The following is a 17,868-nucleotide window of genomic DNA, read 5'->3' as shown; positions in this document are numbered from 1 at the left end:
GGCACGGCGGGACGCGGAGGGGCGCGGAGGGGCGCGGCACGGAAGGGCGCGGCACGGCACGGCGGGACGCGGAGGGGCGCGGAGGGGCGCGGCACGGAAGGGCGCGGCACGGAGGGGCGCCGAGGGGCGTGGCGTGGCGGAGTGCGGCGGATGGCGGCGGTTGGGCGGGTGGCTGGCGAGCGGGTTGCGTCTCACCGCTGGCGGGTTGTCTCACCACTGCCGGGTTGTTTCACGGCTGGCGTGTTGCAGTCCGCCAGCAGGCACATATCCCGCCAGCCGCTAGGCCGAGTGACGCCGCTGGGTGCGTACTGCGCGGCAGCGGTGTTACGCAGGGTGCGTCCCGCCCGTGAGGTGGGCTCCTGATGACTGGCTGATGTTCCGAACCTCCATCCGCTCCGGCACGAACGTCCGCTCCGGCGGCATCCGCACCCACACCCCGCATCCGCATCGCGCACCCCGCGCCCGCATCCGCATCCGGCACCGGCGCCCGCACGCGCATCCGCATCCCACAACCGCAACCGCAACCGCGTCCCGCAACCGCACCCACATCCGCACCCGCATCCGGCACCGGTCCGCATTCGCGTCCGCATCCGGCACCGGCGCCCGCACGCGCATCCGCATCCGGCATCAGCCCGTATCCGGCACCGGCCCGTATTCGCGCCCGCGCCCGGGCAGGTTCACCTCTTGGGTTGTGGCTTCACGCCTTGCATACGGCGGGTGGAGGCGCCACGCGAGAGGTGAACCTCGCGCGTCGCGCCTCCGTAGACCAGCCGGCTCTGCGTGGTGGATCAGGTGGTTGGGGTGGTGGATGGGGTGGTTGATTTGGAGAGGTCGGCGGCTTGGCGGAGGGCTTCTATCATGCTGTCGATGGCGACGGTGCCCTTGCCTGCGATGTCGAAGGCGGTGCCGTGGTCCACCGAGGTGCGGATCACCGGCAGGCCGACGGTGATGTTCACCCCGGTGTCGATGCCCAGTACCTTCACCGGCCCGTGGCCCTGATCGTGGTACATGGCAACAATCAGGTCGTAATCCCCCCGCCCAGCAAGGAAGAACGCGGTGTCGGCCGGAAGGGGGCCGCGGGCATCGATCCCGTCGGCGCGTACGGCGGTGATCGCGGGCTCGATCTTCTCGGCCTCCTCGCCGTACCCGAACAGCCCGTTCTCGCCCGCATGCGGGTTGATCGCACAGACCCCGATCCTCGGCTCGGCGATCCCCGCGCTGCGCATCGCCGCGTACCCACGGCGAACCGTCCGCTCCACCAGCCCCGGCTCGATCCGCGCAACCGCGTCGATCAACCCGATGTGCGTGGTCACGTGAATCACCTTGACCGTCGGCGTCGACAGCATCATCGACACCTCTTCCGTACCGGTCAGCTCGGCGAGCATTTCGGTGTGCCCCGGGTACAGATGTCCGCCGGCGTGCAGGGCCTCCTTGTTCAACGGGGCCGTACAGATCGCCGCAACATCACCTCGTTGGGCGAGCTCGGCGGCGACGCGTACGTACTGGTACGCCGCATCGCCCGCGACCGGGCTGATCGCACCCCACGGCAGATCAGCCGGCAGCAACCCGAGATCGATGACATTGATCCGGCCGGGTGTGAACACCGCGTCGTCGACCTGCTTCACCGCGACCACGTCTGCTTCAACCCCGAGAATCACGGCCGCCTGCCGAAGCCGTTCCGCGTCCCCGATCACCACCGGCCGGCACAGCTCGGCAACCCCGGGGGCGAGCAGTGCGCCCACACACACCTCCGGACCGACACCAGCACCGTCCCCCATGGTGACGGCAATCCAGGGCAGTTCCGGACGAGCTGAAGTAGTCACAATGTCATCGCCTTCCGGGCGGGAGGAGGGTCGGTGCACGCGCCCGCCGACGGTCCCGTCGGCAGCACGATCAGCGGCAGTACGGCCGGCGGTTCTGTCGGCAGCACGATCAGCGCTCGTACAGCCAGCAGCGCTGTCCGCAGCACGATCAGCGGTCGCACGGCCAGCAGCGCTGCCCGCACCACGATCAGCGGTCGCACGGCCAGCAGCGCTGCCCGCACCACGATCAGCGGTCGCACGGCCAGCAGCACTGTCCGCACCACGATCAGCGGTGGCACGGCCAGCAGCGCTGTCGGCAACACGATCAGCGGTCGTACAGCCGGCAGTGCTGTCGGCAGCACGATCAGCGGTCGTACGACCAGCAGCGCTGTCGGCAGCACGATTGGCGGTGGTAGGGCCGGCGGTGCTGCTGTCGGCGGTGTGGTTGGCGGTGGTTTTTGTCGTGGTGAGGTCGGTGGTGGTGAGGGTGGTGTGGATGGTGGCGAAGGAGGTGTGGGTGCCGAAGCTGCCGGGCCGGGTTACTACTGGGCGGCCGTCGGGTGTGTGCAGGAGTACGGCGCCGTGGTGGATCTCGTCGGTGACGGTCAGGCGGTTGATGCCTAGAGCGGTCAGGACCGTACGGGCGGTGTGTCCGCCGGTCAGCACGAGAGCGGGTTGAACGTTGCTTTGCGCAAGGAGTTCGAAGGTCGCGGCGGCGAGGGCGTTGGTGATGATCGCCGGGTCTGCCGGTGTCACGGGCGCCTGCAGGACGACGGTGCCGCCGGAGTCGAGAGTTTGTGCCAGCTTGTCCATCGGAAGCAGTTCGTCGAGGGTGACAGTCACGCACTCAACGGTGGCAATCTCCTGCAGGGCATCGAGTTGCGCGCGTACGACCGGCTCGGCAGTGCCCACCACGTACACAACTCCGGTGGCAGCGGTCGTCGTGACTGCCCGGTCCCGAGCGCGCGGGTGGCGCAGCCCTTCCGGGTGCCGCGACCCTTCTGGTCGGCGGGGATCATCCGGTTGGCGGGGATCACCCGGTTGGCGGGGATCACCCGGTTGGCGTGGACCTTCCGGTTGGGGCGTAGAAGTCGTCAGGTGGCGGGCGATGGCGGCGGCCAGGCCGCCGGCGCCTACGTAGCGGATGCCGGGGAGGTGCCAGGTGGCGGCGACCAGACGGTCCAGGTCCTCGTCGGTAGTGGCGTCCGCGATCGCGATGCGACCAGGTTCCATTGGCCACGGAACCGCCGCCTCGGCTTGCCAGGTCGCGGGGGTGATGCTTTGCGTTGGGAATTCCGAGAGCGCATCGTGCAGGTTGATCGGAGTGCGGCCGGGGATTTGGAGAGTGCCGTCTACGACGGTGCGGCCGGTGGTGGGGAGGGCGGGAGTCAGCACGACCGGGTAGTGGGCGGGGTCGAGCGCGCGCAGGTGGGCGGCGTAGTTGCCCCGCAGCATCGAGTCGAGCTTCGTGAACAGCGGCGCGCCGGTGGTCGCCAGCGCGGTACGAGCACAACGCTCAGCCTCACCGGCCGACAACTGCCTTGTATCGAGATCGATCACCATCACGCCTGCATCGTCCGACGTCGAGTCCGGTCCGATGCGGTCCGTCGACGCGGTGGGCGTCAACCCCGGCGCGGTGAGCCCCAGTTGCAGCGTCGGGGCGTACGGCGTGAGGTGCCGGAAGACGGATGCGGTTTCGGCCGCGCCGGTCAGATCATCCGCGTGAATCGTCAGCCCCCGCGTACCCCGAACCGACCCGGTCAGGTCATCGCCATGAGCGATCGGCAGCCCCGCACCCCGCACTGACCCGGTCAAGTCATCGCCATGAGCGATCGGCAGCCCCGCACCCCGCACTGACCCGGTCAAGTCATCGCCATGAGCGATCGGCAGCCCCGCACCCCGCACTGACCCGGTCAGGTCGTCGGCGTGAGTGGTCGGCAGCGGCGTACCGCGAAGTGCGGCGGTCGGGTCGTCGGCGGGTGTGATTGGCGGTCGTGTGCTCCGGGCTGGTCGGTGCGTCATCGTGAGGGCTCACGCGGAACGACTACCAAATCGCGACCGGCCTTGCGGAACTCCTCCACCACGTCGGTCGGCGCCTCGTCGTCCGTGACGATCGTGAACGGACCGTCCAGCCGTGCCCAGGACCGGAACGGGCGGTGGTTCAGCTTCGCCGCATGCACCAGGACGTACACGGTGTTGGCGCGCCGGGCCATCAGTTCCTTCAGCCTGGTCTGTTCCAGCTCGGCTTCGCAGAGGCCGCCGTCGCTGGTCACGCCGTCGGCGCCGAGGAACGCGGCGTCGAAGCTCATCCGGTCCAGCGCGGCTTCGGTCAGTGGGCCGACGAACGCGTCGCTCATCGCGCGCAGCCGGCCGCCGAGGCAGTGCGTGGTGATGTCGTCGCGACCTTGTACATGGCCCAGGACGGGAATGCTTGCCGTGGTGACGGTCAGATTCGCGGCCGTGGGCAGTTCGCGGGCGACCAGGGCGACGGTCGTACCGGCGTCGAGCAGAACCGAACTACCCGGTTCGATCTGAGCCGCGGCCCAACGGGCGATTGCGCGTTTCGCGCCGTGCGCCTCGGTGTCACGTTGTGACAAGGACAGCTCGGTCCAGCTCGGTACGGCGATCGCGCCACCGTACGTCCGCGCGAGCCGGCCGCTTTCGCTCAACCGCGCGAGGTCGCGGCGAATCGTGGACGCGGTCACACCGAACCACTCGGCAAGCTGTTCGACACTGGCCAGCCCGCTCTCGGTCGCCAGCCGGAGTATCTCCTCCCGCCGCTCCCGGGAGCGCAGCGGCCGGTCGAGGCCGGCCTGTGGGCCGGTCGTCGCGCCGGACGCTGTACTGGCCTCGGGGCCGGTCTGACTGCTGATCTGGCTGTCTGACTGACTGCCCGTCTGACGGCCGGTCGCAGTGCCCGTATCGGTGCCCGCCACGGTGAACTCCTCTCCTCCGGTCGGGGGCCCAGCGTACCAAAGACTTGCGCGAAAGACGCTGCTAGAGTTGCGCGAAGAGCGCAGTGAACGCTTTCCGCCGATTCGTGGAGCTGACATGAGTACTCCGAGTGTCCGGGCCGATGGCACCGTCCGGCCGAATGCCGCCGATCCCGACCTGTCCGAAGCCCTGATCCCGACGCCTTGCGCCGAGAATCACGCATCCTTCCTCGCCTGGCTGCCCGATGGCTCGCTTGGCTGCGCATGGTTCGGCGGCTCCACCGAGGGTCAGCCGGACATATACATCTACTTCTCCCGGCGCCCGGCTGGTACTGACAGCTGGACCGCGCCGGTGCGCGTTTCGCGCGACGACAGCCGCTCCGAGCAGAACCCGGTGCTGGCCACTTTGCCGACCGGTGAGCTCTGGATCGCGTACACGTCACAGGAGTACGGCGCGCAGGACACCGCGATCGTGGTGCAGCAGCGGTCGACCGATCTCGGCGCGACCTGGAGCGAGCCGGAGACTCTGTTCGGGACCGCGGGCACGTTTGTCCGGCAGGGTGTGGTGCAGTTGAGCGACAAGCATTGGCTGCTGCCGATCTTCCACTGTCATCAGCTGCCCGGCCGGCAGTGGCGGGGCGATGCGGACACCAGCGCGGTGGCGATCACCGAGAACGGTGGCGCGTCCTGGTCCGAGGTCGAGGTGCCGGACAGCACGGGCGCCGTTCACATGTGCATCGTTGCCCTGGACAACGCCGCCGACGCCAACGCTGGCGACGGTGGCGACGGTGGCGACGGTGGCGACGGTGGCGACGGTGGCGACGGTGGCGACGGGGACAGGGAAGGCAACGGCGAGGGCCGCGATGGCGGGCGGGAGCTGGCTGGGTTTTTCCGGAGCCGGTGGGCGGACGCGGTATACCGTTCCACTTCCAGCGACGACGGCAAGACGTGGACAGTACCGGCGCCGCTCGACGTACCGAACAACAACTCGTCGATCCAGGTCGCGAACGCCGGCGACGGCGTACTGCTGATGGTCGCGAACCCGGTCGCCGCGCCCGCCGACGCGCCGCTCGGCGACGGGCCGATGCACAGCGAGAAGCACAAGATCACCGCACCGGGCGAGCCGGAACCGCTGGAGCGGCACGCGGTCTGGGGGCAGGCGCGACTGCCGCTGACCTTGTTCAGCTCGCGGGACGCCGGCCTGACCTGGACGCGCGTACTCGATCTGGAGAACGAGAGCACGCTCGGCCCGGAGAAGGATCTCCCGCGCAAGCGCAGTGGGGCGGAGATGTCGTACCCGACCGTGGTGGTTGACCAAGCGGGCGACGCGCATATCTCGTACTCGTACTACCGGGACGCGATCAAGTACGTGCACGTGCCGCGGGGGAAGTTCGCATGACGCTGCCACCGATCGTGCTCGGCACGATGACGTTCGGCGACACCGTGGACGAGCGGGTCGCGGCGGAGATGATCGGTATCGCGCTGGAGTTCGGCGTGAACGCGATCGACACCGCCAACGGGTACGCCGGTGGTGCCAGCGAGTCGATGCTCGGCGAACTGCTGCGGACCCGGCGCGACGAGGTCGTGCTGGCCACCAAGGCTGGTATACCAAATCCGGATGCTGCTGGTGCGGCCCCCTTGTCGCGGGACGGCGTCCGGCGATGTGTCGAGGCGAGCCTGCGTCGACTGCGTACGGATCGGGTCGAGCTGTTCTACCTGCATCAACCGGACCGTTCGACACCGCTCGCGGAAACCGTCGGCGTGATCGGCGAACTGCTTGCCGAGGGCAAGATCCTTGCCTGGGGCGTGTCCAACTTCGCCGCCTGGCAGATCGTCGAACTGCGCCGCGTCGCCGATGCGGCCGGGGTACCGCACCCGGTGGTCGCGCAGCAGCTGTACAACCTGCTGGCGCGGCGGATCGAGGAGGAGTACGTCGAGTCGGCGCTTGCCTCCGGGTTGCGGTCTATTGTTTACAATCCGCTCGGCGGTGGGTTGCTGACCGGGCGGCACCGGTACGAGGAACGGCCGGAGCACGGGCGGTTCGGGGATTCGCGGCTGGCGGCGATGTACGCGGACCGGTACTGGAATGCCGACCTTTTCGAGGCGGTCGACGAACTGGCCAAGCTCGCCGAGACCGAAGGAATCACCCTTGCCGAGCTGTCGCTGCGCTGGGTCGCGCACCGGCCCGGCGTCGACTCGGTCCTGATCGGTGGGTCGCGGACCGAACATCTGCGTGGCAACATCACCGCATTGCGCGCCGGGGCGCTGCCGCCTGCCGTACTGGAGGCGTGCGACGCGGTCGGGCGCCGGCTGCGTGGCCCGATGCCGTCGTACAACCGATGAAGGAGAGTGCTTTGAACGCCGGAAACTTCGCCGAGCGGCTGCGGTCGCGGGAACAGCTGATCGGGTACTGGGTGGTCCTGGACGCACCGGTCGCGACGGAACGAATCGCCCGGATCGGCTACGACTATATGGCGCTCGACGGGCAGCACGGGTTGCTCGGGTACCAGGGATTGCTGACCAACTTGATGGCGATCGATGCCGGGGCTTCGTTGCGTACGCCGGGTGGTGCGGGGACCGGCACAGTCGGGTTGGTGCGGGTCGAGGCCAACAACCCGACGCCCATCGGCCGGGCACTGGACGCCGGCGCGGCGGGTGTCATCGTGCCCCTGGTCGACACCGCAGCCGACGCAGCCCGCGCTGTCGCCGCCGCCCGCTATCCATCAGCCCGAGCCGCAAGCGGCGCGGGCGCTCCCGCCGCCGCCAACGCGGGTAGTGCAGGTGCTTCCGCCGGTGGTGTCTTGAGGGCTCCTGGTGGTGGGGTGCGGTCTTATGGGCCGATGCGGTCTGGGTTGCGGATCGGGCCGGTGCCGGCGGAGGCTGACGCGGCGACTGTCGTGCTGGCGATGATCGAGACGCCGCAGGGTTTGGCGAACGTCGCGGAGATTTGCGCGACGCCTGGATTGGACGGGATCTACGTCGGCCCATCTGATCTGTGCTTGGCGGTTGGCGGGCGCTACCCCGGCGACCCAGACGTCGCGGAAGAGTTCGACGCCGCCCTGGAGCTGATCGCGAAGACCGCCCGCGCCGCTGGAGTCGCAGCCGGCATCCACACCCCCGACGGCGAAACTGCCCAACGCCGCCTCGCCGCCGGCTACACGTACGCGACCGTCGCCTCCGACCTCACCCACCTCGAAGCAATCGCCACCACCCACCTGAACAACGCCCGCTCGTCCAGCTAGCGGCCCGCCCAAACCGGTTTGGGGCGTCGAGATGCCCGCCTCGGACAGGCAATCCACCCCAAACCGGTTTGGGGTGGATCAGCGAGCCGCGTCAGCACCTGATCTTGCTCGAGGACCAACGTCGACGCCCGCGCGCACACGTCATTTCAGCCCCGAATGTGCAAGGCCTTCGACGAAGTGGCGTTGGGCTACGACGAAGACGATCAGCACCGGGAGTACGGTCATCGTGGCGGCGGCGAGTTGGGTGTTCCACATCTCGCCGCCGTACGCGTCCGTGAACCGTGTCAGCGCCTGCGGCAACGTGAACAGTTCCGGTGACGTCAGATAAACCGTCGGCTCCAGATACAAGTTCCACGAGGCAAGAAAGGTCAGGATCGCCACCGCGGACAACGCCGGCCGAGCCAACGGCAAACAAATCCGCCACCAGATCCCGGGCCGACCGAGCCCATCCAGCAGACCGGCTTCTTCCAATTCAGCGGGCAATGCGATGAAGAACTGCCGCATGATGAACGTCGCCAGCACACAAGGCGCCGCCAGCGAAGTCACGAGAATCAACGGCCAATGCGTATTGATCATCCCAGCCTGCTTGAACAGCTGAAACAACGGAACGATCGTCACTTCACTCGGCACCAGCAACCCGGTCAGCACCACCAGGAACAGCGCATTCGCACCAGGAAATTTGATCCGCGCGAACGCGTACCCGGCCAGGCTCGACACCAGCAACGTGATCAACGTGACCAGCACAGCAATGTACAAACTGTTCACGTACTGCCGCGCGAACGGCTGAAAGCTGAACGCCTCCCCGTACGCCGCCAAGGTCGGATGCTCCGTCAACAATGACGGCGGTGACTTGAAGATCTCCGGTAACGGTTTCACCGACGCGGCAATCATCCAAACCGTCGGTACGACGAACGGTATCGCCAGTACGGCCAGTGCTGCCACCAGAAGCGCCCGCCGGATCAACGAACGTCTACTGTTCATGGAACACCCATCTCTTGCGCAGCTGCCATTGCAGCAAGGTCAGCACCATCACGAAGCTCAGCAGCATCAAAGCGAGCGTCGACCCGTACCCGATGTTGTTGAATTCGAAGGCCTGCTGGAAGACGTAGTACACGAGCACGGTCGTACTCAGCTCCGGTCCACCACCGGTCAGCACCGCGATCTGCGCGAACGACTGCAGCGCGCCCACGACCGTGATGATTGCCGTCAGCAACACTGTCGGTGAGATCAACGGCAACGTGATCCGGGCAAAGATCGACCGAGGGCGCGCACCGTCGATCCGCGCGGCCTCGTACAGCTCCGACGGCACGCCCTGCAACGCCGCCAGGAAAAGCACCATGTTCACGCCGACACTGCGCACCACCTGGCTGATGACGACCGACACCATCGCGGTGTCACCGTGCTGCAACCAGTTCGGCCCTTCGATACCGACCGCGCCGAGCAGGCCGTTGATCCCGCCGTTGTCCTGCAGCAGGAACCCCCAGACCAGCGTCCAGGCGACCACCGACACCACGACCGGCGAGAAGAACAGCGTACGGAAGAAGGTCGCGCCGCGAAATCTCCGGTTCAGCAGGACCGCGATCAGCAGACCGAGACCGATGTTCAGGACCACGACGCCACCGGAGAACAGAACCGTTGCCAGCAGCACCGATGACAACTGCGGATCGGAGGCCAGCGCCGCCCAGTTGTCACCGCCGACGAACGTCTGCCGACCGGTGAAGACGTTCCACTTGTTCAGGCTGTACCAGATCGCCATCCCGACCGGCACGAGCACGAAGACCAGCACCCCGAGCAATTGCGGTGCGATGAAGACGTACCCGGTCAGGACGTCCCGGCGGCGGGTGGTCCAGTACGCCATCACTTCGCCAGGATCGGATCGATCGCGGTGCAGACCGACTTCAGTACGGCCGGGATGTCGGCATCCGGCTTCCAGAGCGCGTCCAGGGCGGTCTTGCCCTTCTGGGCGATCTCGGCCGGCTGCGTGTGGTTCGGCAGCGTGACCGCCTTCGGGAGCTGGTCGACCACGACCTCCTGCAGCTGCGCCGCGGACAGCACCTTGTTGTTGGCGGCAAGCTTCTCACCCGTGAGCAGCGACTTGCGCGGCGGCGGGAAGAACTGCGCCAACTTCTCGGCGTTCGTGGGATTCGTCAGGTACGCAAGGAAGTCCGTGGCCTGGTCCGGATACTTGCTGCCGGCAAGTACACCGACCCCGGCCTGACCGAGCACCGAGTACTTGCCCGCCGGACCGGCCGGCAGCGGATACAAACCGAACTTGAACGAGCCCTTCAGCAGCGACGCCCGCGACACCTGAGCCACCGTGAACGCGGCGTCACCGGCGAAGAAGTCCGCCTTCGTACCCGGACCAGGCATCGCCTTCGTCTTGAACGCCGCATCGTGCAGGAACGTGAACGCCTGCTGCATCTGCGGGCTACCGAACTCGCAGGTCTTCCCGTCCGCACTCCAGGCCGAAGCACCGAAGCCGGTCCAGACCGTCGCCAGCATGTTCCACGCGGTGTAGTCGAAGTCGCGGACGACGAAGCCGGCCTTGCCGGTCTTGGCGTGTACGGCGGCACCGGCCGCGGCGACCTGGTCCCAGGTGAGCGTCTTCGGGTCGATCTTCTGGCCCGCCTTGGCGAGCAGATCGTTGTTCACGTAGAGCGCGAACGGCGAGTTCGAGAACGGATAGGCGTACAGCTTGCCGTCGCGGCTGAACTCCTTGGTCGCACTGTCCTCCAGGTCGTCGTAGTTCCAGCCGTTCGTCGCCTTCAACTTGTCGGTCAGGCCAACAAGTGCGTCCGAGCCGATCAGGTCCTTGGACAGGTCGCCCATCCAGGCCAGGTCGGGTGCGTTGCCGCCGGCGATCTGGGTGGTGAGCGTGGTGTTGTAGTCCGCGAACGGCAGGCTCTCGAAGGTGATCGAGGTGACTTCCGGGTGCTCGGCCTTGTACGCGTCGCCGATGCTGTTGAAGAGTTTGAGCTGATCCTCGTTCGAGGTCCAGACCGTCATCCGCAGTTTCACGTCGGTACTGCCCGCCGCCGCGCCGCTGCCGGAGCTGCCGGACGCGCCGCATGCGGCGGTCAGCGTCACGGCCGTGGTCAGCGCCAGCGCGCCGAGCAGCTTCCTTGCTGTGATCATCAGATGGTCCTTCGTACTCACGGCGCGTCAGGCGCCTCGGGATTAGGTTGCGCTGGATGACCAGGCACGACCTAGTAGCCGGCGATCTCGGGCCAGTGCAGTTCGACGCCGGCCTCGGTCAGCCGGCCCTGGAGCTGCTCGACCAGGGCGTCGCCGGTCGCGATCTGCCGCGGCGCGAGGCCGCGGTCCAGACAGAAGGCGATCAGTTCGCCGGCCGATTCGCCGATGTTCCACTCCACCGGATGCAGCCGGTAGGCGCCGTTGGTGATGTGGGTGGTACCAATGTTCTTGGCGGCCGGAACCAGGTTCTGGGTGGCCACCGGGACGAGCGCGCCGAGCGGGATCTCGAACGGTGCGCACTCGACGTCGATGTAGTTGTCGCCGCCGGTCGACGGATGCAGGTCGATCCGGTACATGCCCACGCCGACTGACCCGTCGAACCGGGCCGGACCGTCGTACCCCCGCGCCTTGATCGAGACGTCCTGCTCGCGGATCGTGGTCAACGCCTTGATCCGCCGCGACTCCCGGATGTACGGCGCCTGCGCGAAACCGTCGGTCGTACCAACAATATCCCCGCGCAACCGTAGGCCCGGCCAACCATGACCGCCGTCCGGGCGGGGTGCCTCGGTCTGCAACCAGTGCACGTACGCGCGGGACTGCGCCTTCGCGGCCCGCAGATGTACTTCGCGATCGTCCGTGTCGATGATCGAGCCGCTGACGTAGTCGAGCTGCGGCCAGTTCGCCAGCACGATGTCGCTGTCGTACGCACCGGGCGCGAAGTTCTGCCGGGCGGTGATCCGGCGGAACTGCCACAGATCCCGATCGCCCGCGTCGAACCGCGGGTCGCCGGTGACGTCGGCGGCCGGGTTGACGTTCATGGTCCGCTCTTCCGGCACCAGGGTGCGTGGGTTCGGCGCCGTGAAGGAGAGCATCGGCGCGCCCCAGAACGGCAGCTCGAACGAGCGCCAAAAGTCGTAGTCGTCCGGTCGCGGAATCGTGTGGTCGCCCGCGACATGGTCGAAGACGAAGCACCAGGCGATCGACTGCACGTTGGTCGGATCGGCGATCTCGGCCGCGCTCGGTTCATCGGTATCAGCGCGTGCCTCCGCGCCCACCACGTACTCCGTACCCGTCAACGGCAGCAGGTCGCCGGTTTCGGTGCCGTCGACAACAAACTCCGCGGCAATCTCGGTCTCTTCGCCAGTACGTGGGTCCGCGACGGTCACGCTGCGTACGACCCCATCGCGTACGTCTGCGGCGATCGGAACGCGAGGCTGCAGTACGGTCAGCCGACCGCTCGACCGGTACGGCGCGAGCATCGCGGTGATGACCGCGTCGGCCACCCGCGGCTCATGGCACAGCCGACTGACACGTCCACGCCCCGGATTGAGCTCCCGATCCGCGCGTGCGGCGCTGGTCAGCGGATAGTGGTCGCGGTAGTACTGACGAATCCCGTCACGGAGCGCACGGTACCGGGCTGTGATGCCGAACTGCTCGACCCAGATGTGCTCATCCGGCGGCACCGCCTGCGAGGTCAGTTGCCCGCCGAGCCACGCGTACTCCTCGGTCATCACTACCCGCCGGCCCCGCTGCAGCAACGCCAGCGCGGCCGCCACGGACCCGAGTCCGCCGCCGATGATCGCCACCTCGGTGCTGAGCTTCGTCATCACGCTTCCTCCCCCGGCGCCGGGCTCTCCGGGGTCCGCACGATGATCGTCTCGCCCGGCTCGACGCCGGCGACCAGGAACCGTTGGGTGTCCAAATCAGTCCACTCCCCCGGCTCAGTGCCGATCAGTAGTTGCAAGAGGTCAAGGGCCTCCGCCGCGAGCTGTTCGCGCGGTACATGGAATCCGGCCAGCCGGCGTCCTTCGATGCGATGACCGCGTACCTCACCGAGCGCGGCGACCGAAACCTCGTCCGGTACGGAAACGCCGGCGGCCGACAGCGCGTGCACGACATCCTCGATCAGGAAGGCGTCCTCGGCGATGATCAAGGTCGCGCCGGTCGCCCGGGCGAGCCGCGGCAAGTCACCGATACGCTCCTCGCCGACCAGCAGGAACGCCAGCCGGCCCTCGGCCGAAGCCGCCTCGACGGCGCCGCGCCGGTCGCGCGCGGTCGGGGTGTCGCGGCCGCGATGGACGTACAGCGCCTGCTGATGCCCCGCGGCCGCCGCCTGGTCGATCAGCGCCGCCGTCGGCGTCACGTAGTCGATGGCAACGTACGGCACCGCGGCAGCCGTCTCGTCCCGGCGCCCGATCGCGACGAACGGGAACTGCTCGGCGACCAGCCGCTCCAGCTCCGACGCGACCATCTGCTGCCCGAGCAGGACACAGCCGTCCGTCAGCCGGAGCCGCGTCTTGCGGTGGAACAGACTGCGCGTCCCGTTCTCGACCGGTGAAGAGGTGAAGAACAGCAGGTCCCAGCCGATCCGCTCGGCCGCGCGCTCAAGACCGTTCAGCAGCGGGCCGTAGAAGTCCATGCTCTCCGGCGACAACGCGGCCTCGTACGTGAAAACGCCGATGATCTGGTTGTCCAGACCGGCCAGCCGGCGGGCGGCCGGATCGGCGACGTACGTGAGCTTCTCGATGGCGTCCTTGACCCGGGCGCGGGTCGCGTCCGGGATCCGCACGTTGCTGCCGTCGCGGTCGTTCAGCACCACCGACACCGTGGTCTGGCTGACGCCGGCCAGCTCGGCGATCTCGCGCTGGGTGACCCGGCGAGGTTTCGGTGCCATCGTTCCTCCGTGGTGATCGTGCTCGTACTGATAATGCCTATCTGCAGCGATTGCGCGAGACCCTAGTACAGCTCTTCCGTTTGCGCAATGACCTCTTGACGCAGGCGGAGTGGTCTGACAGCGTTCCGGTCACTCAGGTTGAAGATAGGCATTATCAGAGGAGCTGAGCATGACCGATCCGCAGCACCACGACGGGCGGCCGGGGCAGGTAGCGCCATCACGGCAGCCGGGGCAGCCGGGGCAGCCGGGGCAGCCGGGGCAGCCGGGGCAGCCGGGGCAGTTTGGCCGGCGTGGATTTCTCGGTGCCGCGCTGGCCGCGGGGGTCGTACTGGTCGCCGAGGCAACCCCGGTGCGGGCGTTCGCCGCGGCCGGCGACGTGACGCTGACAGCCGGTGGGATCAGCCTGCTGGCCAGCCCGGGCGGCCGGCTCGCGATCCGTGACGCTGGTGGCGTCACGCGGTCCGCCGGGTCGAAGTTCCAGATCAAGGACAGCGTCACCGGCATTCAGTCGTCGACCGGCGGTACGCCGACGCTGAGCGCGCTCCCGGACGGTACGCCCGCGATCCGGATGGACTACACCTTCGACGCTGCCGCTGGTTCGAGTACTGTCACCGGCTGGTTCAGCGTCAGCACGAACCACGCTCACCTCGAGTGGCGGATCACCGGCGCGAGCACTCTCGTACCGGATGGGTTCTTGTTCAGCCGTGCGATTCAGGCGCCGACTGCGCCCGACGACTACATTCCGGTGACTGAGTGGGTGCGCGACGCGGGCGGCGGCATTCCGTACGAGGACACCATCGGCGTCGCGCACACCTCCACGTGGGGCAGCATGCACGGGCTGTTCCTGCTGGAGCGATCGCGGCAGGCGTGGACGAACGCGACCTGGGTGCACGCGCCCGGCGTGGTCGATCCGGCCGGTGGCTGGACGAGCCAAGCCGACTTCTTCTTCTCCGAAACCCGGCCGTCGGCCACCGCCACGATCGGGCGTGGCAAGGAGCTCGGCCTGGAGCTGACCACCAATCGCGATTTCAATGTGTACGCGTCGGCGGGCGAGGCGATGCAGCTGACCGCACTGGTGGCGAACGGCGGTGCGGCGAAGTCGGTGCAGCTTGAGTTGTCGATGCGCAGTTTCGATGGCGTACAGCTCGCTGCCTCCACCGTCAGCGGGAATGTCGGCGCGGCGGGGACGTGGCAGTACACGTTCAATCTGACTGCTCCGGCGAGTGGGATCGCGCTGGCCGAGGTGGTGGTTCGGTCCGGCGCGGATTCGGCGTTCGCGCGGACGAACCTGGCGGTGCTGCCGGCGTACACGTATCAGGCCGGCGGGATGTTCGGCATTGCGAACTATCCGTGGTTGCAGAAGCCGAACGCGACGGCCGTACTGGATCTGTGGCAGAAGGTGGGGATCGATCTGGTCCGGATCGCGTACGACGGCGGGCCCGGATTGCCGCCGTCGGCGTTCGACGCGCGCGGGATGCGGCACAACATCGAGCTGCAGCCGTCGCTCGACGTCACCGACGAGGCGGCCGCCACCTGGGCCGCCGACAAGCTGGCAGTCGCGGTCGGCGCGGGCGCCGGGTACTTCGAGGTCGGCAACGAACTGAACCGGCCGTTCAACACCGGCACCGCCGCGCAGGCGTACCTGGACAAGGCGCTGCGTCCGGTATACCAACGCCGGGCAGCCATTGGCAGCACCATCAAACTGATGAACAACGGCCTGGCCGGGATGGACAAACCGTGGGTCGAGAAGTTCATCGCGGCCGGCGGGTGGGACCTGATCGACGCGTTCGCGTACCACCCGGGGCGTGGCAACTTCACACCTGATTACGTACCGCCGGGTGACGATTGGGATACCGGCGCAGCGGGCACGTACTGGAACTTCTACGGCGGACTGCAGCAGCTCAAGGCGTTGATGGCGGTGCATGGCGAGAAGGAGATCTGGCTGACCGAGGCGTACGCCCCGACCAAGCCGAACAGTTGGTGGCACGACACGTACCGGCATGCGGCTGAGAACGTGCTGCTGACGTTGGCGCTGGCAAAGGCGGAAGGGATCAAGTGCGTTTGCTGGTATCAGTTCCACGACAGTGTGCTGGGGATGCCGCAGGTCGCCGATCCGGACAACGTCGAGTACCACTACGGGTTGATGAACCGCGATCTGAGCCCGAAGCCGTCGCTGCTGGCGTACGCGAACGCGGCCCGCACTTTCGACCAGGCAGTCTTCCGCGGACGGCTGACGTTCGCCGACCCGAAGACCTTCGGGTTGTGGTTCGACACACCCTCCGGGCCGGCTGTTGTGCTGTGGAATCGGGCCGATGGGTACATCCTCAACACCGCCGGCCAACGGACGGACTGGCACTTCCCGGCGCCTGAGGTGTGGGTCGATCCTTGGCCGACCAAGACCACGCTCTCGGTCGCGGCCGGCGCGACTGTGCGCGAAGTCGACGCGATCGGGCAGTCCCGCACCCTACCTGTTGCCAACGGCAACGTAACCCTGAAACTCGACGGCGCACCCCGCATCTACTACGGCCTGATCCCCCACCCCTCTGGCAAGACCTCCCACACCCTCGCCGGCACCCGCCCAGCCCGCCGCAGGTGAATCTGCGGTCGGGCTGAGCCGTTGGCGCGTATGCTCGCCGTCATGCTGAGTGACGGCGAGCGGACTGTTGTGGTGGGTGGGGTCGAGCACTGGGTGCGGGTCGCCGGGGCGGCGAGCGGTGGCGTGCCGTTGGTGCTGCTGCACGGTGGGCCCGGGGAGAGCGCGTACGGCGTCGAACGGTCGGTCGGCGACGAACTCGCGAAGGTAGCGCCGGTGGTGTTCTACGACCAGCGCGGATGCGGCCGTACGGCGCGTCCAGCCGACCCGTCGACGTACACGATGAACCAACTGGTCGCGGACCTGGAGGAACTGCGTACGACACTCGGGCTCGATCGGATCGTGCCATGGGGTGTGTCCTTCGGTTGTCTACTGGCCGCCGAGTACGCCGTTGCCCACCGCAACCAGGTCGACCGGCTGATCCTGCACGCACCACCGATCGTGAGCCCACTGCATCCAGGATTGTGGACAATGCGGCCAAGTGCGGTTGATCCGTTCCTGACCGACGCCGAGCGCACCGAGCTCCGTACCCAGCTCGCCCCACTCACCGACCCGATCGAACGCACCGTCACCGCCATCACCGTGCTCGCCGGCAGCGGGGATGTGGCCGACTTCTTCTATCACGACCCGACGAATATCCCGCCCGCCGATGTGAACGCCCCGGCCGGGAACAGCGAGATGGCGATGGCCCTGGTCGGCAACGAGCGCCCCGACCTGGCCGACGACCTAGCCGCCCTCGACGTGCCCACTCTGATCCTGGCCGGCCTCTGGGACCGCCAGGTCGGCTTCGACATCCCCCGCGACCTCTCCACCCGCCTCCCCCACGCCACCCTGGAAATCTTCCCCCACGCCGCCCACTCCATCGACGAAGAACAACCACTCGAATACGTCCAGACCATCCAGAAGTTCCTCCACCCATAACCCGATGACAACCAAGCGGACGCACGACCAACGAGCCTCAAGCTATGTGCTGGCGAGCGACGGATGGAGTCGCGAGCAAATCACGGACGCTTGCGGTGTGATCCTGGAAGTGGTGCGCGAGCTCGCGGCTGAGTACGAGACCGACGTGCCCGTCACCGATGAAAGCTGGCCGGCTGACGTTCTGGCTGCGGCTGACGTACTTCGGCACCTCGCCGGTGTGTCCGGGCGCGTAGAGGACTCGGGCTACGCGCGGACGGGGGTCATGCGGAGTGACCACGACGGTTGGGCGGCTTTCGCCGCCTTTGCGCCGTGGGCGTATGACGCGACGGTGTGGGATCGAGCCAGCCGGGTTGTCGTTGAGTTGTCCGACGAGGGCGGATCGGTTGTCGTCAACGCCGAGGCCGAGCTGTATGACTCCCTGGTGCGGGCGCTTGGCGATGCCCGCGTCCTGGCGAACCTTCGCCGGTGGCGCGACGGGGGTCTGGTCCGCGGCGGCTGAAGGCGGTAG

General features: G+C 67.7%; 13 protein-coding genes. 6 read left to right on the top strand and 7 right to left on the bottom strand.

Going from position 1 to position 17,868, the window contains the following annotated elements; all coding sequences use genetic code 11:
• Window positions 1-788 precede the first annotated feature (788 nt).
• Together pdxA and ABD260_RS19330 are read right to left on the bottom strand one after the other, a co-directional pair.
• Entirely contained in the window at window positions 789-3,824 is a 3,036-nt protein-coding gene (pdxA, locus tag ABD260_RS19335; protein ID WP_344234994.1) for a 4-hydroxythreonine-4-phosphate dehydrogenase PdxA, read from the bottom strand.
• The gene (locus ABD260_RS19330; protein WP_344234993.1) at window positions 3,821-4,738 is read right to left on the bottom strand and encodes a DeoR/GlpR family DNA-binding transcription regulator; all 918 of its coding nucleotides are present in this window, start codon (window positions 4,736-4,738) and stop codon (window positions 3,821-3,823) included. Before ABD260_RS19330 ends, pdxA begins: the two co-directional genes overlap by 4 nt.
• 115 nt (window positions 4,739-4,853) lie before the next feature.
• Here ABD260_RS19330 and ABD260_RS19325 point away from each other — a divergent pair, with 115 nt between their 5' ends.
• Genes ABD260_RS19325 through ABD260_RS19315 form a run of 3 tightly spaced genes read left to right on the top strand, consistent with a single transcriptional unit; the run spans window position 4,854 to window position 7,977 of the window.
• The gene (locus ABD260_RS19325) at window positions 4,854-6,134 is read left to right on the top strand and encodes a sialidase family protein (RefSeq protein ID WP_344234992.1); all 1,281 of its coding nucleotides are present in this window, start codon (window positions 4,854-4,856) and stop codon (window positions 6,132-6,134) included.
• Window positions 6,131-7,078 (top strand): aldo/keto reductase, encoded by a 948-nt coding sequence (locus ABD260_RS19320; RefSeq protein WP_344234991.1) that lies wholly within the window; start codon window positions 6,131-6,133, stop codon window positions 7,076-7,078. The genes ABD260_RS19325 and ABD260_RS19320 overlap by 4 nt, the downstream gene beginning before the upstream one ends.
• An 11-nt stretch (window positions 7,079-7,089) precedes the next feature.
• The gene (locus tag ABD260_RS19315) at window positions 7,090-7,977 is read left to right on the top strand and encodes an HpcH/HpaI aldolase family protein (RefSeq protein ID WP_344234990.1); all 888 of its coding nucleotides are present in this window, start codon (window positions 7,090-7,092) and stop codon (window positions 7,975-7,977) included.
• A gap of 141 nt (window positions 7,978-8,118) precedes the next feature.
• Here ABD260_RS19315 and ABD260_RS19310 read toward each other — a convergent pair whose 3' ends face one another.
• From ABD260_RS19310 to ABD260_RS19290, 5 genes are all read right to left on the bottom strand, one after another.
• The gene (locus ABD260_RS19310) at window positions 8,119-8,958 is read right to left on the bottom strand and encodes a carbohydrate ABC transporter permease (protein ID WP_344234989.1); all 840 of its coding nucleotides are present in this window, start codon (window positions 8,956-8,958) and stop codon (window positions 8,119-8,121) included.
• Window positions 8,948-9,835 (bottom strand): carbohydrate ABC transporter permease, encoded by an 888-nt coding sequence (locus ABD260_RS19305; RefSeq protein WP_344235178.1) that lies wholly within the window; start codon window positions 9,833-9,835, stop codon window positions 8,948-8,950. The genes ABD260_RS19310 and ABD260_RS19305 overlap by 11 nt, the downstream gene beginning before the upstream one ends.
• The gene (locus ABD260_RS19300) at window positions 9,835-11,112 is read right to left on the bottom strand and encodes an ABC transporter substrate-binding protein (RefSeq protein ID WP_344234988.1); all 1,278 of its coding nucleotides are present in this window, start codon (window positions 11,110-11,112) and stop codon (window positions 9,835-9,837) included. Before ABD260_RS19300 ends, ABD260_RS19305 begins: the two co-directional genes overlap by 1 nt.
• Before the next feature lie 71 nt (window positions 11,113-11,183).
• Window positions 11,184-12,779, bottom strand: coding sequence for an FAD-dependent oxidoreductase (locus ABD260_RS19295; RefSeq protein ID WP_344234987.1), 1,596 nt, complete (start codon window positions 12,777-12,779; stop codon window positions 11,184-11,186).
• Entirely contained in the window at window positions 12,779-13,846 is a 1,068-nt protein-coding gene (locus ABD260_RS19290) for a LacI family DNA-binding transcriptional regulator (RefSeq protein ID WP_344234986.1), read from the bottom strand. The genes ABD260_RS19295 and ABD260_RS19290 overlap by 1 nt, the downstream gene beginning before the upstream one ends.
• A 169-nt stretch (window positions 13,847-14,015) precedes the next feature.
• Here ABD260_RS19290 and ABD260_RS19285 point away from each other — a divergent pair, with 169 nt between their 5' ends.
• From ABD260_RS19285 to ABD260_RS19275, 3 genes are all read left to right on the top strand, one after another.
• Window positions 14,016-16,442: a hypothetical protein gene (locus tag ABD260_RS19285; protein WP_344234985.1), complete on the top strand. Its 2,427-nt coding sequence runs from the start codon at window positions 14,016-14,018 to the stop codon at window positions 16,440-16,442.
• Between the two features lie 42 nt (window positions 16,443-16,484).
• On the top strand, window positions 16,485-17,360 hold the full coding sequence (locus ABD260_RS19280) for an alpha/beta fold hydrolase (protein WP_344234984.1): 876 nt from the start codon (window positions 16,485-16,487) through the stop codon (window positions 17,358-17,360).
• Between the two features lie 97 nt (window positions 17,361-17,457).
• Window positions 17,458-17,859, top strand: coding sequence for a hypothetical protein (locus ABD260_RS19275; RefSeq protein WP_344234983.1), 402 nt, complete (start codon window positions 17,458-17,460; stop codon window positions 17,857-17,859).
• Window positions 17,860-17,868: the final 9 nt, after the last annotated feature.

The sequence above is a fragment of the Kribbella hippodromi genome (assembly GCF_039531045.1).
In the GTDB taxonomy this organism is placed as follows: Bacteria; Actinomycetota; Actinomycetes; order Propionibacteriales; family Kribbellaceae; genus Kribbella; species Kribbella hippodromi.
Note: the sequence above shows the minus strand (reverse complement) of the source record. Positions and strands in the feature narration are given on the sequence as shown.

Coding starts and splice junctions, on each gene's coding strand:
- ABD260_RS19295 (WP_344234987.1), bottom strand. CDS start 12,779: ATGACGAAGCTCAGCACCGAGGTGGCGATCATCGGCGGCGGACTCGGG.
- ABD260_RS19300 (WP_344234988.1), bottom strand. CDS start 11,112: ATGATCACAGCAAGGAAGCTGCTCGGCGCGCTGGCGCTGACCACGGCC.
- ABD260_RS19285 (WP_344234985.1), top strand. CDS start 14,016: ATGACCGATCCGCAGCACCACGACGGGCGGCCGGGGCAGGTAGCGCCA.
- ABD260_RS19320 (WP_344234991.1), top strand. CDS start 6,131: ATGACGCTGCCACCGATCGTGCTCGGCACGATGACGTTCGGCGACACC.
- pdxA (WP_344234994.1), bottom strand. CDS start 3,824: ATGACGCACCGACCAGCCCGGAGCACACGACCGCCAATCACACCCGCC.
- ABD260_RS19280 (WP_344234984.1), top strand. CDS start 16,485: ATGCTGAGTGACGGCGAGCGGACTGTTGTGGTGGGTGGGGTCGAGCAC.
- ABD260_RS19325 (WP_344234992.1), top strand. CDS start 4,854: ATGAGTACTCCGAGTGTCCGGGCCGATGGCACCGTCCGGCCGAATGCC.
- ABD260_RS19290 (WP_344234986.1), bottom strand. CDS start 13,846: ATGGCACCGAAACCTCGCCGGGTCACCCAGCGCGAGATCGCCGAGCTG.
- ABD260_RS19310 (WP_344234989.1), bottom strand. CDS start 8,958: ATGAACAGTAGACGTTCGTTGATCCGGCGGGCGCTTCTGGTGGCAGCA.
- ABD260_RS19305 (WP_344235178.1), bottom strand. CDS start 9,835: ATGGCGTACTGGACCACCCGCCGCCGGGACGTCCTGACCGGGTACGTC.